The organism is Pseudarthrobacter sp. B907, from assembly GCF_040137805.1.
Lineage (GTDB): Bacteria > Actinomycetota > Actinomycetes > Actinomycetales > Micrococcaceae > Arthrobacter.
In genome coordinates this window covers 1-25,617 of the sequence record NZ_JBEEQE010000021.1, presented here as the reverse complement: position 1 = coordinate 25,617, position 25,617 = coordinate 1, and the positions used below count along the sequence as shown (strand labels likewise).

The 25,617-nt window shown below is 68.3% G+C and carries 26 protein-coding genes and 1 tRNA gene; 10 read left to right on the top strand and 17 right to left on the bottom strand.

Annotated features, from left to right (window positions below):
* Positions 1-86: 86 nt before the first annotated feature.
* Positions 87-713 (top strand): SACE_7040 family transcriptional regulator, encoded by a 627-nt coding sequence (locus ABLI39_RS15740; RefSeq protein WP_349414402.1) that lies wholly within the window; start codon positions 87-89, stop codon positions 711-713.
* A gap of 162 nt (positions 714-875) precedes the next feature.
* Here ABLI39_RS15740 and ABLI39_RS15735 read toward each other — a convergent pair whose 3' ends face one another.
* The 3 genes from ABLI39_RS15735 to pdhA are packed head-to-tail and all read right to left on the bottom strand — an operon-like array spanning position 876 to position 4,461.
* A complete protein-coding gene (locus tag ABLI39_RS15735) occupies positions 876-2,276 on the bottom strand; it encodes a dihydrolipoamide acetyltransferase family protein (protein ID WP_349414401.1) in 1,401 nt (466 codons plus the stop codon).
* Complete coding sequence (locus ABLI39_RS15730) at positions 2,273-3,283, bottom strand: alpha-ketoacid dehydrogenase subunit beta (protein WP_349414400.1); 1,011 nt, start codon at positions 3,281-3,283, stop codon at positions 2,273-2,275. Before ABLI39_RS15730 ends, ABLI39_RS15735 begins: the two co-directional genes overlap by 4 nt.
* Complete coding sequence (pdhA, locus tag ABLI39_RS15725; RefSeq protein ID WP_349414399.1) at positions 3,283-4,461, bottom strand: pyruvate dehydrogenase (acetyl-transferring) E1 component subunit alpha; 1,179 nt, start codon at positions 4,459-4,461, stop codon at positions 3,283-3,285. Before pdhA ends, ABLI39_RS15730 begins: the two co-directional genes overlap by 1 nt.
* A 196-nt stretch (positions 4,462-4,657) precedes the next feature.
* On the opposite strand from pdhA, the gene ABLI39_RS15720 reads away from it, so the two are divergent.
* The 3 genes from ABLI39_RS15720 to ABLI39_RS15710 all read left to right on the top strand — a co-directional run bounded on the left by ABLI39_RS15720 (position 4,658) and on the right by ABLI39_RS15710 (position 6,367).
* On the top strand, positions 4,658-5,131 hold the full coding sequence (locus ABLI39_RS15720) for an Lrp/AsnC family transcriptional regulator (RefSeq protein WP_349414398.1): 474 nt from the start codon (positions 4,658-4,660) through the stop codon (positions 5,129-5,131).
* Between the two features lie 173 nt (positions 5,132-5,304).
* Complete coding sequence (locus tag ABLI39_RS15715; protein ID WP_349414397.1) at positions 5,305-5,721, top strand: DUF4383 domain-containing protein; 417 nt, start codon at positions 5,305-5,307, stop codon at positions 5,719-5,721.
* Positions 5,722-5,740: 19 nt separating this feature from the next.
* Complete coding sequence (locus ABLI39_RS15710) at positions 5,741-6,367, top strand: hypothetical protein (protein WP_349414396.1); 627 nt, start codon at positions 5,741-5,743, stop codon at positions 6,365-6,367.
* A 109-nt stretch (positions 6,368-6,476) separates the two neighbouring features.
* Here the strand turns inward: ABLI39_RS15710 and ABLI39_RS15705 are convergent, their stop codons facing one another.
* Both ABLI39_RS15705 and ABLI39_RS15700 read right to left on the bottom strand, forming a co-directional pair.
* Entirely contained in the window at positions 6,477-8,093 is a 1,617-nt protein-coding gene (locus ABLI39_RS15705) for a monocarboxylic acid transporter (protein WP_349414395.1), read from the bottom strand.
* Complete coding sequence (locus ABLI39_RS15700) at positions 8,090-8,470, bottom strand: DUF485 domain-containing protein (protein ID WP_349414393.1); 381 nt, start codon at positions 8,468-8,470, stop codon at positions 8,090-8,092. Before ABLI39_RS15700 ends, ABLI39_RS15705 begins: the two co-directional genes overlap by 4 nt.
* Before the next feature lie 231 nt (positions 8,471-8,701).
* On the opposite strand from ABLI39_RS15700, the gene ABLI39_RS15695 reads away from it, so the two are divergent.
* From ABLI39_RS15695 to ABLI39_RS15680, 4 genes are all read left to right on the top strand, one after another.
* Positions 8,702-9,919: a sensor histidine kinase gene (locus ABLI39_RS15695; protein WP_349414392.1), complete on the top strand. Its 1,218-nt coding sequence runs from the start codon at positions 8,702-8,704 to the stop codon at positions 9,917-9,919.
* Between the two features lie 77 nt (positions 9,920-9,996).
* Entirely contained in the window at positions 9,997-10,716 is a 720-nt protein-coding gene (locus ABLI39_RS15690; protein WP_349414391.1) for a LytR/AlgR family response regulator transcription factor, read from the top strand.
* The gene (locus ABLI39_RS15685) at positions 10,713-11,117 is read left to right on the top strand and encodes a hypothetical protein (protein ID WP_349414390.1); all 405 of its coding nucleotides are present in this window, start codon (positions 10,713-10,715) and stop codon (positions 11,115-11,117) included. Before ABLI39_RS15690 ends, ABLI39_RS15685 begins: the two co-directional genes overlap by 4 nt.
* A gap of 7 nt (positions 11,118-11,124) precedes the next feature.
* A complete protein-coding gene (locus ABLI39_RS15680; RefSeq protein ID WP_349414389.1) occupies positions 11,125-12,591 on the top strand; it encodes a sodium/solute symporter in 1,467 nt (488 codons plus the stop codon).
* An 18-nt stretch (positions 12,592-12,609) separates the two neighbouring features.
* Here ABLI39_RS15680 and ABLI39_RS15675 read toward each other — a convergent pair whose 3' ends face one another.
* The 6 genes from ABLI39_RS15675 to rpsB all read right to left on the bottom strand — a co-directional run bounded on the left by ABLI39_RS15675 (position 12,610) and on the right by rpsB (position 17,632).
* Positions 12,610-13,188: a DivIVA domain-containing protein gene (locus ABLI39_RS15675; protein ID WP_349414388.1), complete on the bottom strand. Its 579-nt coding sequence runs from the start codon at positions 13,186-13,188 to the stop codon at positions 12,610-12,612.
* Between the two features lie 108 nt (positions 13,189-13,296).
* Positions 13,297-14,217, bottom strand: a complete 921-nt coding sequence (locus ABLI39_RS15670) for a phosphatidate cytidylyltransferase (RefSeq protein ID WP_349414387.1) — start codon at positions 14,215-14,217, stop codon at positions 13,297-13,299.
* Positions 14,217-14,774 (bottom strand): ribosome recycling factor, encoded by a 558-nt coding sequence (gene frr, locus ABLI39_RS15665; RefSeq protein ID WP_138769830.1) that lies wholly within the window; start codon positions 14,772-14,774, stop codon positions 14,217-14,219. Before frr ends, ABLI39_RS15670 begins: the two co-directional genes overlap by 1 nt.
* 75 nt (positions 14,775-14,849) lie before the next feature.
* On the bottom strand, positions 14,850-15,587 hold the full coding sequence (gene pyrH, locus ABLI39_RS15660) for a UMP kinase (protein ID WP_349414386.1): 738 nt from the start codon (positions 15,585-15,587) through the stop codon (positions 14,850-14,852).
* Between the two features lie 140 nt (positions 15,588-15,727).
* Positions 15,728-16,564 (bottom strand): translation elongation factor Ts, encoded by an 837-nt coding sequence (gene tsf, locus ABLI39_RS15655; protein ID WP_349414385.1) that lies wholly within the window; start codon positions 16,562-16,564, stop codon positions 15,728-15,730.
* Between the two features lie 147 nt (positions 16,565-16,711).
* Entirely contained in the window at positions 16,712-17,632 is a 921-nt protein-coding gene (gene rpsB, locus ABLI39_RS15650; protein WP_349414384.1) for a 30S ribosomal protein S2, read from the bottom strand.
* Between the two features lie 429 nt (positions 17,633-18,061).
* Here rpsB and ABLI39_RS15645 point away from each other — a divergent pair, with 429 nt between their 5' ends.
* Positions 18,062-18,580 (top strand): M23 family metallopeptidase, encoded by a 519-nt coding sequence (locus ABLI39_RS15645; protein WP_349414383.1) that lies wholly within the window; start codon positions 18,062-18,064, stop codon positions 18,578-18,580.
* Positions 18,581-18,667: 87 nt separating this feature from the next.
* Here the strand turns inward: ABLI39_RS15645 and ABLI39_RS15640 are convergent, their stop codons facing one another.
* From ABLI39_RS15640 to ABLI39_RS15615, 6 genes are all read right to left on the bottom strand, one after another.
* Positions 18,668-19,858: an acyl-CoA dehydrogenase family protein gene (locus tag ABLI39_RS15640; RefSeq protein WP_349414382.1), complete on the bottom strand. Its 1,191-nt coding sequence runs from the start codon at positions 19,856-19,858 to the stop codon at positions 18,668-18,670.
* Positions 19,859-20,068: 210 nt separating this feature from the next.
* Positions 20,069-20,142, bottom strand: a tRNA-Ile gene (locus tag ABLI39_RS15635).
* Between the two features lie 143 nt (positions 20,143-20,285).
* On the bottom strand, positions 20,286-21,476 hold the full coding sequence (locus tag ABLI39_RS15630; protein ID WP_502935240.1) for a glycosyltransferase: 1,191 nt from the start codon (positions 21,474-21,476) through the stop codon (positions 20,286-20,288).
* A gap of 108 nt (positions 21,477-21,584) precedes the next feature.
* A complete protein-coding gene (locus ABLI39_RS15625; RefSeq protein WP_349414380.1) occupies positions 21,585-22,490 on the bottom strand; it encodes a DMT family transporter in 906 nt (301 codons plus the stop codon).
* On the bottom strand, positions 22,490-23,185 hold the full coding sequence (locus tag ABLI39_RS15620; RefSeq protein WP_349414379.1) for a CDP-alcohol phosphatidyltransferase family protein: 696 nt from the start codon (positions 23,183-23,185) through the stop codon (positions 22,490-22,492). Before ABLI39_RS15620 ends, ABLI39_RS15625 begins: the two co-directional genes overlap by 1 nt.
* A gap of 55 nt (positions 23,186-23,240) precedes the next feature.
* A complete protein-coding gene (locus ABLI39_RS15615; RefSeq protein ID WP_349414378.1) occupies positions 23,241-24,137 on the bottom strand; it encodes a phage holin family protein in 897 nt (298 codons plus the stop codon).
* 139 nt (positions 24,138-24,276) lie between these two features.
* Between ABLI39_RS15615 and ABLI39_RS15610 the strand changes: the two genes are divergently transcribed.
* Positions 24,277-25,500 carry a multidrug effflux MFS transporter gene (locus tag ABLI39_RS15610; RefSeq protein ID WP_349414377.1) on the top strand — a complete coding sequence of 408 codons (1,224 nt, stop codon included), beginning with the start codon at positions 24,277-24,279 and terminating at the stop codon, positions 25,498-25,500.
* Positions 25,501-25,617 lie beyond the last annotated feature (117 nt).

Sequence of the window (25,617 nt, the reverse complement as noted above, 5' to 3'; positions counted from 1 at the left end):
TAACTGAGATTTAGGTTAGTCTCTATTAACTGTGATGTCCAACACAGCACAGTTAGATCAGGACATTCGAGAAGAGGGACGCGCCGGTGACCGAGTCAAGCCAGACCACCCAGCGAAGCCAGGCCAAGGAGAACCGCCGCAAGGCGCTGCTCACGGCTGCCGCCGCCCTCTTCGCTGCCGACGGTTTTAACCGGGTATCGCTGGAGGACCTCGGCGCCGCGGCGGGAGTCAGCGGCCCGGCCGTCTACCGCCACTTCGCCGGCAAGCAGGCCGTCCTCGGCGCGCTGCTGCTCAGCGTCAGCCAGGACCTGCTCGACGGCGGCCGGAGCGTGGTGGAGGGCTCCGCCGGGGCCGCCGCGGCCCTCGCCGGCCTGGTCGAGTTCCACGTCGACTTCGCCCTCAGCAACCCGGACGTCATCCGGGTCCAGGACCAGGACTTCAGCAACCTCGACGACGACGACGAGGCCGAGGTCCGCACCCTGCAGCGCAACTACGTTGAACTCTGGGTGGACGTCCTGGCCAGCCTGCATCCTGACACCGATCCGGCCGAGCTGCGGATGCGGGCTCACGCCACCTTCGGCCTGATCAACTCCACGCCGCACTCGGTGCGGAACCACGGCCGCCGGATGGCGCTCAAGCGTGCCCGGCCGCTGCTGGAAAGCATGGCGCTTGCCGCCCTGATGGCGCCGGCAACCCCGCACACCGTCGCCTAGGTCCCGCGCGCCGTCGCTCAGACCGGCCGCGCTCCGGGGGCACATTGGCGCGGACACGCCGACAACCGGCACCCGGCTGTCGAAAGTTGCCCGCAAAGTGCCCCGGACGGCAGAAGGCCGGGCACCCACGAGGTGGATGCCCGGCCTGTCGGCTTAGGGAACCTAGACCATCGCCAACGCCATGCCGGGGTCGGCGAGGATGCTGCCCAGGTCCTGCAGGAACCGGGAGCCCTGTTCCCCGTCGACCAGCCGGTGGTCGAAGGACAGGCTCAGCGTCATGACCTGGCGCAGTGCCACCTCATCCTGGTACTCCCACGGCATCTTTCGCACCGCACCGAGGGCGAGGATGGCGGCCTCGCCCGGGTTGAGGATGGGCGTGCCGGCGTCGATGCCAAAGACGCCGATGTTCGTGATGGAGATCGTCCCGCCGGAGAGGTCCGCCGGGGCAGTCTTGCCCGCCCGGGCGGTGTCGGTGAGCTCGGTCAGGGCCGTGGAAAGCTCCAGCAGCGACATCCGGTCCGCGTCCTTGATGTTCGGCACGGTCAGCCCCCGCGGTGTTGCGGCCGCGATGCCGAGGTTGACGTAGTTGAACTGGACGATCTCCTGGTTGGCTTCGTCCCACCGGGCGTTGAGCGTCGGGTGGTTGCGCAGCGCGATCAGCACGGCCTTGGACACCAGGGTCAGCGGTGTCAGCTTGTAACCCGCGAAGGCCCGGCTGGCCTTGAGCCGGCCCAGCAGTTCCATGGTGGGCGTGACGTCCAGGGTCAGGAACTCCGTGACATGCGGGGCGGTGAAGGCGCTGGACACCATGGCCGCAGCGGTGAACTTCCGCACGCCCTTGATCGGGGTCCGGGTTTCCCGCTCGCCCTGGGCCGGGGCGGCTGCCTGGCCGGCCAGTTCCTGGGGTGCAACCGGCAGGTCTCCGCCGCCGACGAAGTTCCGCACGTCGTCGCGGGTGATGAGCCCGTGCTCCCCCGTGCCGGTGACGGCAGCGAGGTCGACGCCGAGGTCCTTGGCGAGCTTGCGCACCGGCGGCGTGGAGCGCGGACGCTCGGCACTGCCGGCAGCGGCGGGCGCCGCAGAAGCCTCGACGGCCACGGGAGACGGTTCAACCACGTGAGCCGGTTCAACCACCGGCGCAGGCTCCGCGACCTGGGCGGCCACGGGGGCAGCCGTGACGGCCGGAGCCGCGGAGGCGAAGCTGCGGGCGCGGCGGGCCGGCCGGCCGGAGCCTTCCAGCACGGCGCCGTAGCCCACCAGGTTCGGCTCCCGCTTGGCGGGGGCATCCGCGGCGCCGGAACCGCCGTCGTCGCCTTCCACCTCGAACGAGACGATCGGCTTGCCGACCTCCACCACGGTGCCGGGCTGTTCATGCAGCGCCGTCACGACGCCGGCGAACGGCGAGGGCAGTTCGACGACGGCCTTGGCCGTTTCCACCTCGGCGATGATCTGGTTAAGCGTGACGGTGTCCCCCACCCCGACCTTCCACGCGACGATTTCTGATTCCGTCAGGCCTTCGCCGAGGTCCGGGAGCCGGAATTCCTTGATCATGGTGGCGGTCATCCTTCCAGCCCGCTAAGGGAGTTGGGGCGGCCCAGGGCCCGGTCGACGCCGTCGAGGATCCTGTCCAGGCCCGGCAGGTGGTGCAATTCAAGCTTTGAGTAGGGGTACGGCACATCGAAGCCGGTCACCCGGACGGGGGCGGCCTCGAGGTGGTAGAAGCAGCGTTCGGTGATGCTGGCGGCCACTTCCGCGCCGAGGCCGCCGGTCTGGCTGGCCTCGTGCGTAATGACGAGGCGTCCGGTCTTCCGGACCGAGGCCTCCAGCGTCGCGAAGTCGAGCGGAGCGAGCGAGCGCAAGTCGATCACCTCGATCGAGACGCCCTCGTCGGCCGCGGCCAGGGCGGCGTCGCGGGCGGTCTTGACGAGCGGGCCGTAGGCGACGAGCGTGACGTCGGTGCCCTCGGTGACAACACGGGCCTTCTCCATGGACAGGGCGGCGGAGAGGTCGAGCGTCTCATCCACCTCGCCCTTGTCGTGGTAGCGGCGCTTGGGTTCGAAGTAGAGCACCGGGTCGTCGGAGGCGATGGCCTGCTGGATCATGGTGTGGGCGTCCTGCGGGTTGGACACGCTGATCACGCGCAGGCCGGAGGTGTGGGTGAAATAGGCCTCGGGCGATTCGGAGTGGTGTTCGGGTGAGCCGATGCCGCCGCCGAACGGGACGCGGATGGTGATGGGCATCTTCACGGCGCCCTGGGTGCGGTAGTGCATCTTGGCGACCTGGCTGACGATCTGGTCGAACGCCGGGTAGATGAACCCGTCGAACTGGATCTCCACGACCGGCCGGTAGCCGCGGTAGGCGAGGCCGACGGCGGTGCCGAGGATGCCGGATTCGGCCAGCGGGGTGTCCACCACGCGGTGCTTGCCGAAATCCTTTTGCAGGCCGTCGGTGACGCGGAAAACGCCGCCGAGGGTGCCGATGTCCTCGCCCATGAGGATCACCTTGGGATCGTTTTCGAGGGACTTGCGCAGGCCCGAATTAATGGCTCGGGCAAAGGTCATCTGCGTCATCAGCGTGCACCTTCTTCGGAAGCGGCTTCTGCGGGATCGCCGAAGGAAGCCAGGTAACGGGTGTAGTGGTCCTGCTGGCGGTCCAGCGTGGAGTTGGGCGTGCTGTAGACGTGCTTGAAGATATCCAGCGGCTGCGGCTCGGCCATGTTGATGGTGCCGGCGCGCAGTTCCTTGGCCACGGCGTCCGCCTTGGCGGCGACGGCGGCCTCGAGCTCCTCGGTGAGCAGCCCCTTGCGCTCGAGCAGCGTCTTGAGCCGTTCGATCGGGTCCTTCGCGGCCCAGTCCTCAAGCTCGTTGGCGTCCCGGTAACGGGTGGGGTCGTCCGCCGTCGTGTGCGGGCCCATCCGGTAGGTGACGGCCTCGATGAAGGTGGGCCCGCCGCCGCGGCGGGCGCGGTCGACGGCGATCCGGGTGGCGGCCATCACGGCCAGCACGTCGTTGCCGTCCACGCGCATGCTCGGGATGCCGAAGCCGGAGGCCCGGTCCGCGATCTGGATGTGGGACTGCAGCATCACCGGCTCGGAGATGGCCCAGTGGTTGTTCTGGCAGATGAAGACCACGGGGGCCTGGAAGCTTGCCGCGAAGACCATGGCCTCGTTGACGTCGCCTTCGCTGGTGGCGCCGTCGCCAAAGTAGGCCACGGCCACGGAGTCGGCGCCGTCGTTCTGGATGCCCATGGCGTATCCGGTGGCGTGCAGCGACTGGGCGCCGATGATGATCTGCTGCGTTGCCACGTTCACGGTGTAGGGATCCCAGCCGGCCAGGGCGTTGCCGCGCCAGGCCTTGACGATGTCCGCCGGCTGCACTCCGCGGACGTAGGCGACGCCGTTGTCACGGTAGCTGGGGAAGACGAAGTCGTCGTCGCGGAGTGCCCGGGCCGAGCCGATCTGGGAGGCTTCCTGGCCCAGCAGCGGAGGCCAGAGGGCGAGTTCGCCCTGGCGCTGCAGGGCGGTGGCCTCGGCGTCGATGCGGCGGATCGCCACCATGTCCTCGTAGAGCGAGGCGAGTTGTTCGTCGCTTATGTCCTGGACCCAGGAGTCGAACTCCGGATTGCTGACGCGTTCACCTCCCGGGGTGATGAGCTGGACGAGATCGCCGCCCGTGCGCCTGTTTGATTCTGCACTGTTCCCGGGGCCGCCGGCGGCAATGCCGCCCTTGCCCGCGTCGTCGGTAAACACAGTTTGTCCGCAACCTTCTGACGTCGTCTGACCCTGCCCGCGGGACTCGTGATCCCTGCGCGCGACGGCCACCCGGGCGCCGTTGCCCCGGATAATTGTGACCCTACTCACAACTTCCATTGGGTACAACCACCCCCGAAAAAATTGAGCATTCTGCCCTGCCCGCGATGTTTGGACCGTGCTAATCTTGCGCATTATGCAACCCTTGGATGGCACCGACACCCGCCTGCTTTCGGCCATGGCCCGGGATCCCCGGCGGACCGTGGTGGCCCTGGCGCAGAAGCTGGGCCTGTCGCGGAACACGGTGCAGGCCCGGATGGCCCAGCTGGAGAAAAAGCACGTCTTTCTCTCCTTCGAGCGGCGGATCAACCCGGCGTCGCTGGGCTACCCGCTGATGGCGTTCATCTCCGTCCATGTCCAGCAGCAGAAGCTCGGACAGCTGGCCGTTGAGCTGGCCGGCATTCCGGAGATCCTGGAGGGCTACGGCCTCACCGGTTCCGCTGACCTGCTGCTGAAGGTGGTGGCGCTCGACGCCGAGGACCTGTTCCGGATCAATGGCAAGATCCTCTCCTGCGACGGCGTGGACCGGACCGACACCGCGCTGGCTATGAGCGAGCTGATTCCGTTCCGGATCCAGCCGCTGCTCGAACGCGGCCCGGCGGAGGCCTGACTGACAGGGTCCCCGGCCTCAGACGCCGACCCTGAGCTGGGAAGACGTTCCCGTGCCGGCTCCCGCCGTACCCATCCAAAACACCGCATGGTCCGAATCGTCCTGCAGAGAGTCCCGACCGGGACCCGCACCCGGCCGGCCACCCGCCGGCCCGATAGATAAGGATCCGGACCATGCGCACCTCACCGAACCGCTTGATCGCCACCGTTTTTGGCGCCGTCTACCTGCTGGTCGGCCTGCTGGGCTTTGCCGTCACCTCCGGGGTAGGCTTCTTCGCCACCGAAGGCGTCGACCTCATCATTTTCGAGGTCAACCCGCTGCACAACGTGATCCACCTCGCCATCGGCGCCGCCCTCCTCTACGCGGGGCTGAAGAACGTCCAGCTCGCCAAGGGCGTCAACACCACGGTCGGCGCCGTCTACCTGCTGGTGGGCATCGTGGGGCTGTTCCTGCTCAGCTCGCCGCTGAACATCATCGCCCTGAACGGCCCGGACAACGTTCTGCACCTGGCCAGCGCGGTACTGCTGCTCGGCGTCGGGCTGTCGATGGACAAGTCCGCCGCCGGTACCCACCAGCGCGCCCACGTCTAAGCGCCCGCGCACAGCAGCCATGAAACAGTTCACCAGCAGGATGACGGCGCTGCCGGAGGCCGCCGGAATGACCGGACGCAGCCAGGGCACGACGGCGGCCGCCGCCCTCTTGTTCGCGGGCTTCGCGGGCTTCGGCGCGGGTTCGGTCAACCTCGCGACCGCCTCCAGCCTGCTGCTCTCCCCCGCCGCCGGCGGCTTTGCCGTGGCCGGCGGGGTGGGGGCGGCCCTCTGGGGAACGGCGTTGCTGGTCTGGTCCGTCCTGTCCTTGCAGCGGGGCAGCCTGCTGCGGGCCCGGACGGCCACGGCGCTGCTGCTGGTCGCGTCCCTGGTCCACGCCGCGTCCGCGCTGGCGGCCATGGCGGCAGGCCCCTCGGGGCTCGCGCTTAGCCACCTCGCGGCGCTGCTGCTGAGCCTCATGATCGTGGCCGCGTCAGGCTGGTTGAAGCGCCGGTCCGGCGGGGATCCCGCCGGCACCGGGGTTGTTGCGCAGCCCCGGGCAGGCCGGCTGCTCCTGGCCGCGTTCGCCTCCGCGGTGCTGGTCGCCGGGATTGCGACGCCCGGGCTGGCGGCATCGACGGCCGGCCAGTACGCGGTGCCGCATGGCGAACACGGGCTTCCCGGCGTCGGGTCCCACCACGGCCACTGACAACGGCAGTGTCCACAACGCGAAGAGGAAGCCCCCGTGCACTTGTGCACGGGGGCTTCCTCTTTTGGTGCCGTCCGGAGCCCCGGGGGACTCCGGACCGGCGGGGGCGCTAGTGGTTCGTGGCCTTCTCGGCGCCCACCCCGGTCAGGGAGCGGACTTCCATCTCGGCCTGCTTCGTGGTGTCCTCCAGCTTCTTATCCAGGACCGTGCCCAGCCAGCCCAGGAAGAACGCGAGCGGGATGGAGACGATGCCGGGGTTGCTCAGCGGGAAGACCGCGAAGTTGGCCCCCTGGATCATCGAGGTCTTGGCGCCGGAGACCACCGGGGAGAGCGCGATCAGGAGGATGGCGGAGCCGAGGCCGCCGTACATGCTCCAGATGGCGCCCTGGGTGGTGAACTTCCGCCAGAACAGCGAGTAGATGATCGTCGGCAGGTTGGCCGATGCCGCCACGGCGAAGGCCAGCGCCACCAGGAAGGCGACGTTCTGGCCGTTGGCGAAGATGCCGCCGACGATGGCCAGGATGCCGATCACGACGACGGTGCGGCGGGCCACCTTGACCTCGGTGTCCGGGTCCGCCTTGCCCTTGGCGAGGACGTTGGCGTAGATGTCGTGCGCAAAGGACGCCGCCGCCGTGATGGTGAGGCCGGCGACCACGGCGAGGATAGTCGCGAAGGCCACCGCCGAGATGAAGCCGAGCAGCAGCGGGCCGCCAAGGTGGAAGGCCAGCAGCGGGGCTGCCGAGTTGACCCCGCCCGGGGCGCCCTTGATGGTGTCGGCACCGACCAGCGCCGCTGCGCCGTAGCCCAGGACCAGCGTGAACAGGTAGAACAGGCCGATCAGCCAGATGGACCACACCACGGACTTGCGGGCTTCCTTGGCGGTCGGAACCGTGTAGAAGCGCATCAGCACGTGCGGCAGGGCGGCGGTGCCGAGCACCAGCGCCAGGCCCAGGGACATAAAGTCCAGCTTGGTCGTGTCGGACTTGCCGTACTGCAGGCCCGGGTTGAGGACGGCCGGGTTCTTGGCCGTTTCCGCCGCGCCGCCGAGCAGGTCGGAGAGGTTGAAGCCGTAAATCGCGAGGACCCAGAAGGTCATCACGGCCGCACCCGCGATCAGCAGCATGGCCTTGATGATCTGCACCCAGGTGGTGCCCTTCATGCCGCCGATCAGGACGTACATGATCATCAGGGCGCCGACGACGATGATCACCAGGGCCTGGCCGCCCCAGTCGCTGATGCCCAGCAGCAGCGAGATCAGGCTGCCGGCGCCGGCCATCTGCGCCAGGAGGTAGAAGAAGCAGACCGCGAGGGTGGAGATGGCGGCGGCAATGCGCACCGGCCGCTGCTTGAGCCGGAAGGAGAGTACGTCGGCCATGGTGAACTTGCCCGTGTTGCGCAGCAGTTCTGCCACCAGCAGCAGCGCGACGAGCCAGGCGACGAGGAAGCCGATGGAGTACATAAAGCCGTCGTAGCCGTTGATGGCGATGGCTCCGGTGATGCCGAGGAAGGATGCGGCGGAGAGGTAATCGCCGGCGATCGCGGTGCCGTTCTGCGAGCCGGTGAACGAGCGGCCGGCGGCGTAGTAGTCGGCGGCCGTCTTGTTGTTGCGGCTGGCGCGGAACACGATCACCATGGTGACCGCGACGAACAGGGCGAAGATGCCCATGTTCAGCAGGGTGGTGTCTTTGAGGGCGGCGACGTTGACCGCGGGGACCATTAGTGTCATTTTGCCGTTCCGCTCACTGGGTTGCCGTGCTTGTCGAACTCGTGGCCTTCGATCTCATGGCGGATCTCGGAGGCGATCGGGTCCAGTTTCCGGTTCGAGTAGCTGACGTACCAGCCGGTGATGGCGAACGTGGACACGAACTGCAGCAGGCCCAGGATCAGGCCGATGTTGATGTTGCCCCAGACCTTGGTGGACATAAAGCCCACCGCGTAGTCGGCCAGCAGGACGTAGGCGAAGTACCACAGCAGGAATGCGATGGCCATCGGGAAGACAAAGCTGCGGTGACGTTTGCGCAGTTCCTGGAACCGCTCCGTCGACTGGACTTCCTTGAAGTCCACGGACGCCGCTGCGTCCGTGTGTTGGGCGTCGTGACCCATCGTTCCTCCTCATTGAGACTGGCGAGCCACCGCCGGGTACCCCGGGCTCCGGAAAAGAGTCCTCCGGCGCTGTGTGACTGCAATCACTGTGCATCGTGATGCGCGTTACATTCCAGCACCGCCGCGTTTCCCGTCGCTCAACGGTCGCGATGCTGCGCTCAACGGCGTTCGACGGCGACGGGCGGCGTTCGATAGCGCCCGGCGGCCCGGACGCCGCGCTACGCTGGCAGCATGCCGGACTCTCCCCTTTTCACCGCGGCGGCGATCGCCGTGATCGCGCTGGCGATCGCCGTCGTCGTGGCCGTTGGACTTAAAGTCCTGCGCTCCTTCCGCGAGCTGGGCACCGACGCGGAACGCGCAACGTACAAGACCCTGCACGCCGCCTCCCGTGCGGGGCAGTACCTGCGCACCGGCCTGAACCCGGCGGGCGCCGCCAAGGCGAGCCGGCAGCTGCGCAGCCTGCTGGGCTGCGACGCGCTGGCGATCACCGACACCACCGGCGTGCTGGCCTGGGACGGTGCCGGCGAGGAGCTCAAGCCCGCCCTGATGGGGCTCGCCGCCAAGGTGCTCGAGGGCGGCCACACCGCGGTGATTCCGGCCGGCGAACTGCAGCTGCTCGCCGCCGGCCGGGCCGCCGCGCCGCTGGCGGAAGGCGTGGAGCGCGCCGTCGTGATCGCCCCGATCAAGGCCGGCACCCGGGTGGTGGGGGTGGTGGCCGCCTTCGCCCCGGCGGCCGGGTCGGGCCTGGTCCGGGCCACCAGCGAGGTGGCCGACTGGGTGGCGACGCAGGTGGAGCTGGCCGAGCTGGATGCCTCCCGGACCCTGCTGATGGAGGCCGAGGTCCGGGCGCTCCGGGCACAGATCAGCCCGCACTTCATATACAACTCACTCAACGCGATCGCCTCCTTCATCAACACCGACCCGGTCCGCGCCCGCGAACTGGTGGTGGAGTTCGCCGACTTCACCCGCTATTCCTTCCGCCGGCACGGCGACTTCACCACCCTCGCCGAGGAACTGCGCTGCATCGACCGGTACCTGCTGCTGGAACGGGCGCGCTTCGGCGAGCGGGTCCAGGTGAGTCTGCGGATCGCGCCGGAGGTGCTCAGCACCGTCATCCCGTTCCTGAGCCTCCAGCCGCTGGTGGAGAACGCGGTCCGGCACGGCTTGGAGGCCAAGGAGGGCCCAGGCCACATCACCATCACGGCCAACGATTCGGGCGCCTTCGCCGAGGTCACCATCGAGGACGACGGCGTCGGCATGGATCCGGAGAAACTGCGGGCCGTCCTGGCCGGGCACGGCGAAGGCGACCATGTGGGGCTGCGGAACGTCGATGCCCGGCTGCGGCAGGTCTACGGCGAGGACAACGGCCTGATCATCGAGACGGCCCCGGACGAGGGGACCCTGATCACCATGCGGGTGCCCAAGTCCCAGCCGCGGCACGACGCCTGAGCCCGGCTCGGCGCCGGGCCCCGCGCCGGGCCCCGCGGCGGCGCTGGTGAAATGCCCCGCGGCGGTACCCTAGGACCATGATTAACGTCCTCGTCGCCGATGACGAGCTGCCCGCCGTCGAGGAACTGGCCTTCCTGCTGGGCCGGGATGACCGGATCGGCACCATCCACCGAGCCTGCTCCGGCGCCGAAGCGCTGCGCGCCCTGGAGGCCGAGGATGTCGACGCCGTCTTCCTGGACATCCACATGCCGGCCCTCTCCGGGCTGGACATCGCCCGGGTCATTTCCCGCAGTGCCCGGCCGCCCGCCGTCGTCTTTGTGACCGCCGACGAGGACTGCGCGCTGGAGGCCTTCGAGCTCGCGGCGGTGGACTACCTGCTCAAGCCGGTCCGCGCCGAGCGGCTGGCCCGGTCGATCGGCCGGATCAGTGAGCTGATCCGCGAGGGCGCCCCGCCGCCGGAGATGATCACCGTGGATCTTGGCGGCACCACCAAGATGATCCGGCGCGACGACGTCACCTACGTCCAGGCCCAAGGCGACTATGCCCGGCTGCACACCGCGGATGCCAGCTACCTGATCCGGGTGCCGCTGGCGGACCTCGAACAGCAGTGGGCCGACGCCGGCTTCCTGCGCATCCACCGGTCCTACCTGATCGCCCTGAACCACCTCAGCCACATGAAGCTCGCCGCTGCCCGTCCCAGCGTGACCGTGGCCGGGGCCGAACTGCCGATCAGCCGCCGGCACCTGCCGTCCGTCCGGGAGAAGCTCGAGGCGACCCGGATCCGGCCGCAGGCATGACCCGGGTCCGCGTCACCGCGCCGCGCAGTTTTCATCCAGGCGGCCCCGCCACCGCGGGGAGTATCACCGCCGGCGGCGCGGCCGCCGGACGCACAGCCGTCGAGACGCGCGAGGCCGCCGAGGAGTCCGACGCCGGGCAGGTGTTCATCCGCTCACTGATCCGCTCGCAGCTGCGGCTCGGCATTGTGGTGGCGGCGGGGTTCCTGCTGATCCTGCTGGCGTTCGCGCTGCTGCTCGGGCTGGTGCCGGGCCTGGCGGAGCTGCGGATCGCCGGGCTGCCCTTTGACTGGGTTCTGCTGGGCGCCGGCATCTACCCGGTGATCGGGCTTAGCGCGTGGTTGTACGTCCGCACGGCGGCACGGAACGAGTCCCGCTACCGCGATCTCGCCGGGGACAAGTGAGGCACGGGTGAACCCGGTCGTTGGCATCGCGGCCTTCGTGGCCGTCTCCCTGGCCACCGCCGTGATCGGTTTCTACGGCCTGCGGATCTCGCGCACCACCGGGGACTTCTACGTCGCCTCCCGCACGGTTCGGCCCTGGTGGAACGCCTCGGCAATCGGCGGCGAGTATCTTTCCGCGGCCAGTTTCCTCGGCGTCGCCGGGCTGATCCTCCTCTCCGGCACCGACGCGCTGTGGTTCCCGGTGGGCTACACCGCCGGCTACCTCATGCTCCTGCTATTCGTCGCCGCGCCGCTGCGCCGCTCCGGCGCCTACACGATTCCCGACTTCACCGAGGCCCGGCTCGACTCCCGGGCGGTGCGCCGGGTGACGAGCCTGGTGGTGGTGGTCGTCGGCTGGCTCTACATCGTCCCGCAGCTGCACGGCGCCGCGCTGGCCATCCGGATCACCACCGGACTGCCCGCCTGGGTGGGGCAGGTGGCCGTGGTCGCCGTCGTCTGCGTGACCGTGGTGTCCGGCGGGATGCGCTCAATCACCTTTGTGCAGGCCTTCCAGTACTGGCTGAAACTGACCGCGCTGGCGGTGCCCGTGCTGTATATCCTGTTCGTCCTCGCCGGAACCGGCGCCCCCGCGGTCGCCGAGTCGAACGTGAACCCGACTGCGCTGGCCCCTGCGGGTCCGTACCAGAACATCTCGCTGCTGGTGGCGCTGCTGTTCGGGACCCTGGGGCTGCCGCACGTGCTGGTGCGGTTCTACACCAACCCGGACGGCCAGTCGGCCCGCCGGACCACCCTCATCGTGCTGGGCCTGCTCTCGGTCTTCTACCTGTTCCCGACGACGTACGGGTTGATCGGTCGGATGTTCGCCCCGGGCCTGGCGCAGAGCGGGCAGGCGGATGCCCTGGTGCTGCTGCTGCCCGGCCGGCTGGTCGGCGGCCCGGCCGGGGACCTGCTGTCGGCGCTCGTGGTGGCCGGGGCGTTCGCCGCCTTCCTCTCGACCACCTCGGGGCTGGTGGTGTCGCTGGCGGGCGTGATCAGCCAGGACATCCTGGGTGGGAGCGTGCGCGGGTTCCGGCTCGCCACACTACTGGCCGCGGTGGTGCCGCTGGGAATAGCGGCGATGACGGATTCCACGGCGCTGGCCGGCAGTGTGGGCCTGGTGTTCGCGTTCACGGCCTCCACCATCTGCCCGGTGCTGCTGCTGGGCATCTGGTGGCGGGGGCTGACCGACGCCGGCGCGATCGCCGGGATGCTGACCGGGGCGGCGTCATGCGGCGGCGCCATGCTGGCCGGCGCCCTGCTGGGACCGGCCGGCACGCCGCCGTGGCTCGCGCAGCCGGCCGCCTGGACGGTCCCGGCCGCCTTCGCGGTGATGGTGCTGGTCTCCCGGGCCACCCGGGGCCGGGTTCCGCGGACCATCACCCGGCTGATGACCCGGCTGCACACCCCGGAACGGCCGCTGGCGACCGAACGGTAAGACTGCGGCCGCTGAGCGTTAGTCGATGGCGGCCATGAGTTCGACGACGCGGTCCAGGAAGGCGTCGACCTGGCTTTCCTCGTAGCCTTCGCGCCCGACGGCGGGCCGGAACGTGGCGCGGCGGACGTTGTCCACGCTGAGCGGCTGGTCCTCCTCGAGGTAGCCGATCAGCTCGTGGCAGAGGTCGTCGACGTCGGTGGTGTTGTAGCTGCGCACCTTGCCCTTGGCGGGGCGCCGGAAGCGCTGGCCGTCAGGCCGGTGCAGGCGGCCGCGGAGCAGCCCGGCGAGCCGGCCGATGTCGCGCAGCCAGGCGTCCTCGCCGCGCTCACTGATCAGTTCGTCGCGTTCCCGTCGGGCCAGGGCGTCTTCAAGGCGGTCCAGGGCCGCGTCCACGCCGGGGGCCGCGTAGCCGCCCTTGACCGGGTCGAAGGAGACCGCTCGGACATCGGCGCTTTTGACCGCCCGGGACGCGGCGTGGGGTGTTTCAAACGACACCCGGGCGCGCTGCAGGAACTGGTCCACCTGCTTGGCGTTGTAGCCGTACTGGTTCCGCTGCACGCGGTCAAAGGAGGCAGGGATCTGCCGGTTGATGTCCACTGTAACTATGTTTCCTTCGAGGCCGTTCGGCGCTGGTTGCGCCGACGTCGGGGTGTGGTTGCTGTACAACCGGCACCATTCTAGGCGCCGGAAGGGAGTGGGCGCTTGCTAGCCGCCGGCGGCGGCGGAGAAGATCATAAACGCCACCGGTGAGGCGAACACGATCGAGTCCAGGCGGTCCATCACTCCCCCGTGGCCGGGCAGGCTGTTGCCCATGTCCTTGATGCCGAGTTCGCGCTTGACCATGGATTCAGCCAGGTCACCGGCCGTGGCCGCACCGACGAGGCCCACCGCCAGCGCCGCGCCGAACCACCACGGCTCGCCGAGGACAAAAATGCTGGCCAGGACACCGACCAGCACGGCGCCGGCCACCGAGCCGCCGAAGCCCTCCCAGGATTTTTTGGGACTGATTTTCGGGGCCATCGGGTGCTTGCCCAGCGAGGCGCCCACGAGGTAGCCGAAGGTGTCGTTGGAGACAACCAGCAGCAGCAGGGTTCCGATCTGCCAGGCCCCGACCGGCACCACCCCGCCGGGCCACGGCCCGATCGGAGCGGATCCGCCGGTGGCGTGCAGGGGCAGCACGGCGAAGCTGATCAGGAACGGCACCCAGGCGAGAGTGAAGACGCCGGCGAAGATGCTGCGGGCGGAGCCGGCCGCCCCCTCCAGGGAGCGCCACAGGAGCACCGCGACGCTGCTGAGCAGCAGCGCGAAGAGCAGGCTTTCGGTACCGCCGAAGTAGGCGGCGAGCGGCATCGCCACGGTGCCCGTCATGGCCGGGATGATCGGCAGGCGCGTGCCGGAGGCTTCCAGCGCGCGGAACACCTCCCAGACGCCAAAGATGGCGAAGGTGGTGACGATCAGCACAAAGGCCAGGGGCAGGAACAGCAGACCGCCGAGGACGGCGAAGAGCATGCCAAGGCCGACCACCGTCGCCGCAGGAAGGTTCCTGCCGGCCTTTGGCGTCGGGTTCTTCCGCTCTCTCCCCCGCACCCGGACGCGCGGTCCGGGTGCCTGCTGTTCATCCGCCATCAGACCTCGAGCAGCTCGGCTTCCTTGCGCTTGAGCAGCTCGTCGATGCCGTCGACGTGGGCCTTGGTCAGCGCGTCGAGTTCCTTCTCGCCGCGGGTGCCTTCGTCCTCGCCGGCTTCGCCGTCCTTGACCAGCTTGTCCAGGGTTTCCTTGGCCTTGCGGCGGATGTTACGGATGGACACCTTGGCGTCCTCGCCCTTGGACTTGACGATCTTGACGTACTCCTTGCGGCGCTCCTTGGTCAGCTCCGGGATGGTGATCCGGATGACGTTGCCGTCGTTGGAGGGGTTGGCGCCGACCTCGGAGTCGCTCAGCGCACGTTCGATGTCGCGCAGGGCGGTCTTGTCGAACGGCGTGATGAGGATGGTGCGCGCGTCCGGGACGGCGAACGAGGCCAGCTGCTGCAGCGGCGTCGGTGAGCCGTAGTAGTCCACCAGGACTTTGTTGTACAGGCCGGGCGTGGCGCGGCCGGTGCGGATCGAGGCGAAGTCTTCCTTGGCTACCTCAACCGCCTTGTCCATCTTGTCCCCGGCTTCGAGCAAGGTTTCTTCGATCACGTTCTCTCCTCAGAAATTAGTGCGCGCCCCAGTGCCCGGGGAGCTGAACTGTCCTAAAAAACATCCTAGCCGCAGCTAGGGGGTGACGACGGTGCCCAGGTCCTCGCCCCGGATGGCCCGGGTGACGTTGCCTTCACCCTCCATGCCGAACACCACCATGGTCAGGTTGTTGTCCTTGCACATCGTCATCGCTGTCTGGTCCATGACCCGGATGTCGCGACGCAGGGCCTCGTCGTAGCTAAGACGGTGCAGCTTCTCTGCGGTGGGGTCCTTCTTCGGGTCGGCGGTGTAGACGCCGTCGACCCCGCTCTTGGCCATCAGGACGACGTCGGCGTGGACCTCCATGGCGCGTTGCGCCGCAACGGTGTCAGTGGAGAAGTACGGCAGGCCGGCGCCGGCGCCGAAGATCACGACGCGGCCCTTTTCCATGTGGCGGATGGCGCGGCGCGGGATGTACGCCTCGGCCACCTGGCCCATGGTGATGGCGCTCTGCACGCGGGTCTCCACCCCGGCTTGCTCGAGGAAGTCCTGGAGGGCGAGGCAGTTCATGACGGTGCCGAGCATTCCCATGTAGTCCGCGCGGGAGCGGTCCATGCCGCTCTGGGACAGTTCGGCGCCGCGGAAGAAGTTCCCGCCGCCGACGACGATGGCGACCTCGACGTCCGGAACTGCGGCCGCGATCTGCTTGGCAACCCCGCGGACGGTGTCCGGGTCAACGCCCAGTTTGCCGCCGCCGAAGACCTCGCCGGAAAGCTTCAAGAGTACGCGGCGCCTGGTCTTCTTTGGCTGGGCAGAATTGTTGACGGTATCCATGGTGCCTTCCCGTTGGTGAGCTCTGAAAAAGGGTATCGTGCCGTGGACCAAAGGCAGCATTCGGCCTGAGTGGCCCGCGTTTTGCGGGTGCATGCAAAAGGGGTGGCCACCGCAGTGACCACCCCTTCAGCGGAGCTTACTTAGGAACCGACGCGGAAACGCGTGAAAGCAGTTGCCTTGACGCCGGCCTCTTCAAGGACCTGCGCGACGGACTTCTTGGCATCCTTGGCGAACGCCTGGTCAACGAGGACCTCGCCCTTGTAGAAGCCCGTAACGCGGCCTTCCACAATCTTGGTCATCGCTGCCTCGGGCTTGCCCTCGGCCTTGGCGGTTTCCTCGGCGATGCGGCGCTCGGACTCGACCAGCTCGGACGGGACGTCCTCGCGGGTCAGGTAGTTCGGGGCCATCGCGGCGATGTGCACGGCGACGTCGTGGGCGGCGGTGGAGGCGGCTTCGCCTTCGCCGTCGACGGCGAACAGCACGCCGACCTGGGCCGGGAGGTCCTTGGAGGTCTTGTGCAGGTACGCGTCGACCGTGGGGGCCTCGATGCGGGCAATGCGGCGGACGACAACCTTCTCGCCCAGCACTGCGCCTTCCTCGATGACAACCTCGGACAGCGGCTTGCCGTCGACGTCGGCGGCCAGCAGGGTGTCGAGGTCGGCAGCGCCGGACTCGACAGCAACGGCAAGCACCTTGTCGGCGAGCTGGATGAACTTGTCAGCCTTGGCGACGAAGTCGGTCTCGCAGTTGACCTCGATCATCACGCCGACGCCGCCGTCGACCTTGGCAGCAACCAGGCCTTCAGCGGTGGAGCGGCCCTCGCGCTTGGTAGCGCCCTTGAGGCCCTTGATGCGGATGATTTCGATGGCCTTCTCGGCGTCACCGTTGGCTTCGTCAAGAGCCTTCTTGACATCCATCATGCCGGCGCCGGTGCGCTCGCGCAGAGCCTTGATATCAGCGGCAGTGTAGTTCGCCATGTGAACCCCTCTGTCTAGAAATTTGTGTGGTGTACGGACTGACAGGACGGCCGCCCACCCTGGGGGTGGGCCGCCATCCTGTCAGTACCCCGTGCGCCGCCGCCAACTGCCTGCGGCGCACAGGGAGATCCAGATTTATTTGTCTGACTACTTGGCTTCGTCGGCGGCCGGAGCAGCCTCGGCAGCGTCAGCGGCCGGAGCAGCCTCGGCAGCGTCAGCGGCCGGATCCTCTTCGGCGGCGGGAGCCTCGGCGGCTTCCGGAGCAGCTTCAGTGGCGGCCGGAGCGGCTGCCTCTTCGGCCTTGCTGCCTTCGAGGAGCTCGCGCTCCCACTCGGCCAGCGGCTCTTCCGGAGCTTCCGTGGTCCCGGTGGCGCGCTGGTTGCGGGCGATCAGGCCCTCAGCAACGGCGTCGGCGACAACGCGGGTCAGCAGGTTGACGGAGCGGATGGCGTCGTCGTTGCCCGGGATCGGGAAGTCGACTTCGTCCGGATCGCAGTTGGTGTCCAGGATGGCAACAACCGGGATGTTCAGCTTCTTGGCCTCGTCAACGGCGAGGTGTTCCTTCTTGGTGTCGACAACCCAGAGGAGCGAAGGCGCCTTGGTCAGGTTGCGGATACCGCCGAGGTTGGTCTCCAGCTTGGTCAGCTCGCGGCGAAGGAGCAGCAGTTCCTTCTTGGTGTAAGCGGAACCGGCGACGTCGTCGAAGTCGATCTCTTCGAGTTCCTTCATGCGCTGGATGCGCTTGGAGACCGTCTGGAAGTTGGTCAGCATACCGCCGAGCCAACGCTGGTTGACGTAGGGCTGGCCGACGCGGGTGGCCTGCTCGGCGATGGCTTCCTGTGCCTGCTTCTTGGTGCCGACGAAGAGGACGGTGCCGCCGTGTGCAACGGTGGCCTTCACGAACTCGTAGGCCCGGTCGATGTAGGACAGCGACTGCTGCAGGTCAATGATGTAGATGCCGTTGCGCTCCGTGAAGATGAAACGCTTCATCTTCGGGTTCCAACGACGGGTCTGGTGTCCAAAGTGGACGCCGCTGTCAAGCAGCTGGCGCATAGTTACGACGGGCATGCCGACGCTCCTTCCGGCAGGTCATTCATGAGAGAGCCCACGGGCTCTCTTACCCTGCCAATAGTTGACGGTTATTTAGCTCCACCCGGTCGGGTGTTGCTCCTGGCATCCACCGCACCCCTCATCCGGACCCTGGGGCCGGACCGTAAGAGGCGCAGTCCTCCGCACCCGGAAGCCGGGCTTCGGACAGGGAGGGCTGGATACGCGTAGTCAGCCGCTGCTCCCGCACTCCTGAATGAGACGTGCTGCTTCTGTCCGCGTAAGCGGACTAGGCATGAGGGCACAGCAAACTGCTCCACCAAGTGTACTACAGCGGACCCGCCCGGCAGGACGGTTTCCGGGTGATCCCGGGGATGGAACTACAGGCGGAAATCCACATAGGCCTGCCGGGATCTTCCTCGTCGCGGCAGGCCGGCCGAAGCTGGCGGCATGAGGGTTTCCATCGTCCCGGCAGCGCTGCTGCTTGTGCTGGCCCCGGCTCAGGCTGCGCCGCCGGCTTCCCCGGCCGGCGGCTGGAGCTGGCCGCTCTCCCCCAGGCCGGCCGTGCTGCGCGGCTTCGACCCGCCGGAGCGGCCCTGGCTCAGCGGGCACCGCGGGGTGGACCTTCGGGCGGCGTACGACGGCGCCCCGGTCACCGCCCCGGCGTCCGGCAGCGTCAGCTTCGTCGGCGTAGTGGTGGACCGCCCGGTGGTGACCATCGACCACGGCAACGGCCTGCGGAGCAGCTTCGAACCGGTGGAAAGCACCCTTCGGCCCGGCGACGCCGTTGCCGCGGGGTCCGTGCTGGGCCGCTCGCTGCCCGGGCACTGCGGCGCAACCCCCTGCGTCCACTGGGGTGTCCGGCGCGGCGGGGTGTACCTGAATCCGCTGGCCTTCGTGATGGACCTTCGGCCCTCCATCCTGCTTCCGCCCGTGCGCCCCGGGGCGGGGCAGGGCGGTTCCGGATGAAGGGCCGCGAGGGTGCTGCGGGGAACGGCCGGCGTGGACCGCCCGGCTGCCCTGTGTCCAGGCAGTGCCTGCCTGGACGGTGGCCGCCTAGACGATGGCCGAGATTCCGGTGATGGCCCGGCCGGTGACGAGGGTGTTGATCTCGTGGGTGCCTTCGTAGGAGTAGATCGCCTCGGCGTCGGAGAAGACCTTCGCCATCTCGTAGTCCGTGACGATGCCGTTGCCGCCCAGGAGGCTCCGGCCGATGGCGACGCTTTCACGCATCCGTGCGGTGGTGAAGGCCTTGGCCAGGGCGGACTGCTCGTCCTTGGCCTCGCCGGCGTCCTCGAGCTGGGACAAGCGGACCATCATGCCCATCGAGCTGACGGCGTTGCCGAGCATCTGGACGAGCTGGTGCTGGACCAGCTGGAAGGAGGCGATCGGGCGGCCGAACTGGCTGCGCTCGACGGCGTAGCGGCGGGCGACGTCGAACGCGGCAAGCTGCTGGCCGACTGCCTGCCAGGCGACGGCCAGGCGGGTGACCTTCAGGACCTTGTTCGTGTCGCGGAAGCTGTTGGCGTTGGCCAGCTTGAAGAAGTCCGGCACCACAACGTTTTCCAGGGTGATGTCGGCGTTCTGCACGGTGCGTAGCGAGATCTTGTTCTCGATCTTGGTGGCGCTGTAGCCCTCGGTCTTGGTGTCCACGAGGAAGCCCTTGACCTGGTTGTCGGCAAGGTCGCGGGCGTAGATGACCACCCAGTCGGAGAAGGTGGCGTTGCCGATCCAGCGCTTGGCGCCGTTCAGGATCCAGTTGTCGCCCTCGCGCCGGGCCGTGGTGCGGGTGCCGCCGGCGACGTCGGAGCCGCCGAGGGGTTCGGTGAGGCCGAAGGCGCCGATCTTCTTCAGCGAGTAGATGTCCGGCAGCCATGCTTCCTGCTGCTCCTGCGACGCGAGCGCCTCGATCGAGCCGGTGAAGAGCCCGTCGTGCACCCCCATGAAGGTGGCAATCGACGTGTCGGCCCGGGTCGCTTCGGCGTGCAGGATGCCGGCGAAGAGGTTGGAGTAGCCCTGGCGCTTGACCGGGCTGACGAGGTCGATTTCCGCCAGCTTGGGAATGAGCTCCATTGGGAACTCGGCGCGGTTCCAGCAGTCCACGGCGATCGGCTTGACCTCTCGGGCCAGGAACTCGCGGACCTCCGCCAGCCGGTCCTGCTCCTTGCCGCTGAGCAGCTGCTCGAATGCGAAGAAGTCGCCGTCGGCGTAGGGCAGGTTGTTGATGTCGATTGCAGCTTTGGACATGTTTTTCCTTCACTCGTGATCAGCGGCGATCAAAAGGGCACGGGCAGCGCGCCGCCGGTATGTTACTCATGAGTAACATACCGCAGCTTTCGGCCGGCTGGCAAGTGACGGAGGCCACGCCGCGCTCAGCAAAAAGGGGCCGCAGCCGGCGTGTGAACGCCTGCTGCGGCCCCTGAGCCATGGACTGTGCGGGACATGTCCGCAACGGTGTAGGGCTACTCGGACTTGAACCGAGGACCTTAGGATTATGAGTCCCGCGCTCTAACCAGCTGAGCTATAGCCCCGTGGGTCCGGGCGGACAGGCCCTTGCGGGCCGGATCGTTCCGGGGAAAAACACTCTAGCAATAGTAGTCGCCGGCGCCTGGGCGGCAGTGCCGCCCGCGGCGCCGGGTGCGCCGCCCGGGCGGCAGCGAGCACCGTGAGGCGCCTAGACGACGAGGTCGTCGTAGCTGGCGCCGCGGTAGATGTCCTCGAAGGTCTGCAGGGTGCGCTCGATGCTGTGGCTTTCCACCATGTTGCGGCTTGCCTTGCCCATGGCGGCCCGCTCGTCCGCGGGCAGCGAGAGCACACGTTCGATCTTGGCGGCGAGGTCGTCGCTGTCGTTCGGGGTGAACAGGAAACCGTTCTCGCCGTCGCGCACCAGGTGGGGCAGGGCCATGGCGTCGGCGAGCACCACCGGGGTGGAGGCGGACATGGCTTCCAGGGTCACAAGCGACTGCAGTTCGGCGGTGCCGGGCATGCAGAACAGGTCAGCGCTGAGGTAGGCGCGGCGCAGTTCCTCGTCGCTGGCCAGGCCGAGGAATTTCACCCGGCCCTGCAGGCCGAGGCGTTCGACCTGGGCCTCGAGGGCGGGCCGGACCTCGCCGCCGCCGACGATCTCCAGGTGGACGTCCAGCCCGGCCGGCGTCTTGGACACGGCGTCGATGAGCACGTCGATGTGCTTCTCCTCGGCGAGGCGGCCGACGAACAGCACGGTGGGGCTGGTGTGCTGCATCGCTTCCTCGCCGGGCTGCAGTTCATAGGCGGCCGCGTCGATGCCGTTGGAGAGCGGCAGCACCTTGCGCAGGAAGGCGTGCTGGTGCATGGCCTTGGCGGCGAGCGGCGTCGGGGTGGTGACGACGTCGGCCTGGCCCATGACCTTGCCCATGTCGCGCCAGGATACGCGGCCCACGATGTCCTTGAACCACTGCGGGAAAGGGAGGAACGGGTTCAGGTTCTCGGGCATGAAGTGGTTGGTCGCGACGATCCGGATGCCGCGTTTGACGGCCTCGTAGAGGACGTGTTCGCCGATCATGTAGTGGCTCTGGATGTGCACGACGTCGGGCTGGATCCGGTCGAACAGCAGGGCGATTTCCTTCTTGATCTCCCACGGGAACGTGATCCGGAAATATTCGTGGGTCGGCACCGAGTGTGAGCGCAGGCGGTGCACGGTGGCCTCGTCGCGGAACTCGCTGAAGCTCTTGCCCTTGCCCGGCCGGCAGGCGAGGACGTGGACGTTGTGGCCGCGGCCGGTCATGCCCTTGGCCAGGCGGTAGCCGAACTGCGCCGCACCGTTGACGTCCGGCGGGTAGGTGTCCGCGGCAATCAGGATGGTGAGCGGTTTGTCGTTCTCGGGCATGGTCACGGGGATAGCTCCTGGTGGTCACGGTGCGGTCAGCGGGTCCTGGTGTGGCCGGCTGGCCGGGGCGCAGGCGCCGGGCCTGCGCCTGAAGTCTGTGGCGCCGCCCTAGGACACCCGTCCCGCGGCCTTGCGCGCGTCCTTCTTGCGCTTGGTGACCTCGGGGTGGTGCCGGGAAAGGGCGATCACTCCCACGATAGCAAGGGATGCGGCCGCACCCATGGCAATCGCCGTCACGGCGTGGACGTCGGGCCGCAGTTCGCCCAGGATCACGATGCCGATGGCGATGCCGATAATCGGGTCGATCACGGTCAGTCCGGCGATCACGAGGTCGGGCGGGCCGCCGGAGTAGGCACTCTGCACGAACCACGATCCCAGCCCGCCGGCGGCCGCCATCGCCACCAGCGTGTACCACTGCACATTGAGCAGGAACAGCCCGTTGGGATCGAGCAGGTGTTTGCCGATGATGCGGGTCAGGACCGCGACGAAGCCAAAGAGGACCCCGGCGCCCAGGATGTAGACGAAGGCGCTCATCCGGTGCTTGAACAGCAGCGCCAGGGTGCCGAAGAGCCCCACGGCCAGGGCCAGCAGCAGCACGATCGTCAGTTCGTCGGAGCCGCTGACGTGGTGGTTTTCCTGGGTGACATTCACCGCGAGGATCACGAACAGGGCCGAGCCGGTGACACAGGAGCTGATGGCCACCACGGTGGCCCGGTTCATGCTGAGCCCCTGGTCCTTCGCATTGATGATGGTGGTGATGACGAGGGCGATCGCGCCGATCGGTTGCACCACGGTGAGGGGCGCCGAGACGAGGGCGACGGCGTTCATCGCCGTCCCCACGCCGAGCAGCAGCAGGCCCAGGACCCAGCGGGGGTTCCGGATCAGGCGGAGCAGGCCGTGGGTGCTGAGCGCCAGGCCGCCGGTATCGGCCTTGACCGCACTCCCCTGCCGCTGGGCTCCGAAGGCCAGGAAGAAGGCGCCCGACACCGCCAGCAGAACTGCGAACCAGACCATCAGCGGAGGCCGCCGTCGTCGTCGGGGTTTTGGGTCCTGGGCTCCGCAGCGGGAGCCGCGGCGGCGGTGGTGCCGGCGGCGGCATTTACGCCGGCCCTGCGCTCCCGGCCCTTGCGGATGATGGCCCAGAAGTAGTTGTAGGCGGCGATCCAGTGCCCCACCAGTCCCAGTCCCAGGCAGATCCAGGCGGCCACGAAGTAGGCGTCGGTCCCCGCGATGGGCAGCTTGGAGAGCACCAGCAGCGGCGTGCCGACCAGCAGCAGTGCGGTGCGGATCTTGCCGATCCGGCTGACGGGCAGGTCGGGGTGGCTGCGGAAGTAGAACAGCGAGGTGGAGAGCAGCACCAGGTCCGGGACGAGCAGGGCGGTCAGGTACCACCATTCGACGACGCCGGCGATCACGAGGGTCACCGCGACCGCAATCAGGGACAGCCGGTCAGCGATGGGATCCATGATGCGGCCCAGGTTGGACATCTGGTTGAAGCGGCGGGCGATGTAGCCGTCCACCCAGTCGGTGCTGCCCATCACGGCCAGCACGAGCGCGGCGGTGCCGTATTCCTGCTTGGCCAGGACCAGCCAGATAAAAAGCGGGACACCCAGGAATCGGACCACGGTCAGCAGGTTGGGGACCGTGAAGATGACGTCGTGATGGATCTGGGGCTGCCCGGGGCGTGCCCCGGCGCCGATGAACTTCATCAGGTCCCCCTTTCCACGGCCGGCAGCGGGTGAGCGTCGGAGTTCAGGGTGTTGCCTAGCCCTTGAGCAGCCGGCGGAGGAGGAAGACGAGGGCGGCAGTCGACGCGGCCAGGGCGGCCAGCGGCTTCCAGCGCTTGCCAAGCTCGGTGGCGGCACCGGAGCCGCTGGGCGTGCCGGAGCCGCCTTCCGTCGTTGGCGCGCCCGTTGCGTCGGCGTGGCTGCGGAAGGCGGCAATCCGATCGTCCACCAGGTCCTTGCCGTCCTCCAGCCGGTGCGCGGTCGCGGCGAGCAGGGCCTGGGCCTGGGTCTTGACGTCGAGTTCCTCGCCGAGTTCGTCGCGGACCCCGGTGAGGTGGCGGCGGCGCGTCTCGAGGCGGCGGCGCAGATCGGCCTCGGTCGGGGCGGGTCCGAGGTCGGGCTGTTCTGCGGCCTTCTTCGCTTCCTTCTCCGCCTTGGCCTTGGCGGCGGCCTCTTCCTTGGCGGCCTTGGCAGCCTTGGCCTGCGGGGACTTGGGATCCAGGACGGCGGCGTCGAAGGATGAGCCTTCCTTCGCGATGCCGAGATCGTACTTGAGGCCGCGGATCGTTTCTTCCGGCATCAGCGGCATGGCCTTCTTGAACCGGCCGTAGCCGATCAGGCCCACGATCAGGGCAATCACCAGGAAGGCGGCGCAGACCAAGAGGGCCGCGAGCCAGGCCGGCATGATGGTGGCGAGGCCCATGATGGCGGCCACGATGAGGCCGATGACCAGGAAGGCGACAAAGACCAGGGCGACGGCGAAGAAGGCGGCGGCGACGCCGAGCTGGATGCCCTTGCGCTTGAGTTCGACCTTGGCGAAGGCAATTTCGTCGTTGAGCTGCCGGGGTGCGAGCTTGAAGATCAGCTTCAGGGTCTTGGGCAGCGCGGAAAGGCGCAGCCCCCCGTTTGTCCTGCCGGTGTGCCGTCCGCTCATCTGTGCCGCCTCACTGGTTCCATCTACGATTGCGCTGGATGCCGGGCCTGCGCGGCCTCACGCATCCCCAAGTGTCAAAACTATCATTCAGGGTACGGACGGCGGCGCGGCGGGCCGCGCGGGCCTAGGATTGGCTCCTGTGCATATACCCAGCAATCCCGGGGATTCCCTCAGCCGCCGTCGCAAGCTCCTCTACATCCTGATGCTGGGCGCCCTGACGGCCCTTGGGCCGTTCACGGTGGACCTCTACCTGCCGGCGTTTCCGGCCCTGGAGGCGAGCCTGGGCGTGACCGAGGCCGCGGTGCAGCTGACGCTGACCGGCACGACGGTCGGTTTCGCCCTGGGGCAGCTGGTGGTGGGGCCGCTGAGTGACAAGTTCGGGCGGAGGCTTCCGCTGATCCTGGCCACAGCCGTGCACATCGGGGCGTCCCTGGGCGCCGCCCTGTCCACGGACATCGCCACGCTGGGCTTGTTCCGGGTGCTGATGGGCATCGGCGCGGCCGGCGGCGGCGTGGTGGCGATGGCGATGGTGCGGGACCTGTTCAGCGGCTACGCCATGGTCCGGATGTTCTCCCGGATGGCGCTCGTCAACGGCCTGGCCCCGATCCTGGCCCCGGTGATCGGATCCCAGCTGCTGCTGCTGATGCCGTGGCCGGGGATCTTCTTTTTCCTCGCCGGCTACGGGACCTGCGTGATTATCGCCGCGCTGTTCGTGGTGCGCGAGACCCTGCCACGTGAGCTGCGCGGCACCTCCGGGCTGACGGCGCGCCAGCGCTACGGCGTCCTGTTCGCCGACCGGATCTTCGTGGGCATGCTGCTGCTGGGCGGGATGAACTTCGGCGGCCTGTTCACCTACCTCTCGGCGTCCCCCTTCCTGTTCCAGGACGTCTACGGATTCTCGCCGCAGCAGTACGGCCTGCTGTTCGGCGTCAACTCGCTGGGCATCGTGGCGGGCGTACAGACCAGCTCGCGGCTCATCAAGCGCGTCCCGCCGCAGTGGATCCTCGCCTGTTCGACGGCGTGGATGTTCCTGATGGCCCTGCTGATCGTGGCGTTCGACCAGCTGGGCTTCGGGCTGTGGGGCGTGATGGTCCCGCTCTGGTTCTACATCCTGGGTGCCGGGTTCACCTTCCCGTGCGTTCAGGTGCTCGCCCTGGCCAAGCACGGGGCGCAGGCCGGGACCGCCGCCTCGCTGCTGGGCGCGGCAACGTTCCTGATGGCCGGCATCATCTCCCCAGTCGTCGGTTGGCTGGGCCTCGGCTCCGCGACGCCGATGGGCGCGGTCCAGGCCGGCTGCATCCTGCTGGCCGCCGCGGCCCTGTGGCTCATCGTCCGGCCCCGGACCGTGCCGTCCATCCACTAGCAGCACCGCGATGGACATGCCCGTCGGCGAGCGCGGGACTTGGACATGCCCCCCCGACGGACATGCCCAACCCCGGCACTGAACTGGTCCCCAAAAGTTGGACTGGGAAATTCAGTT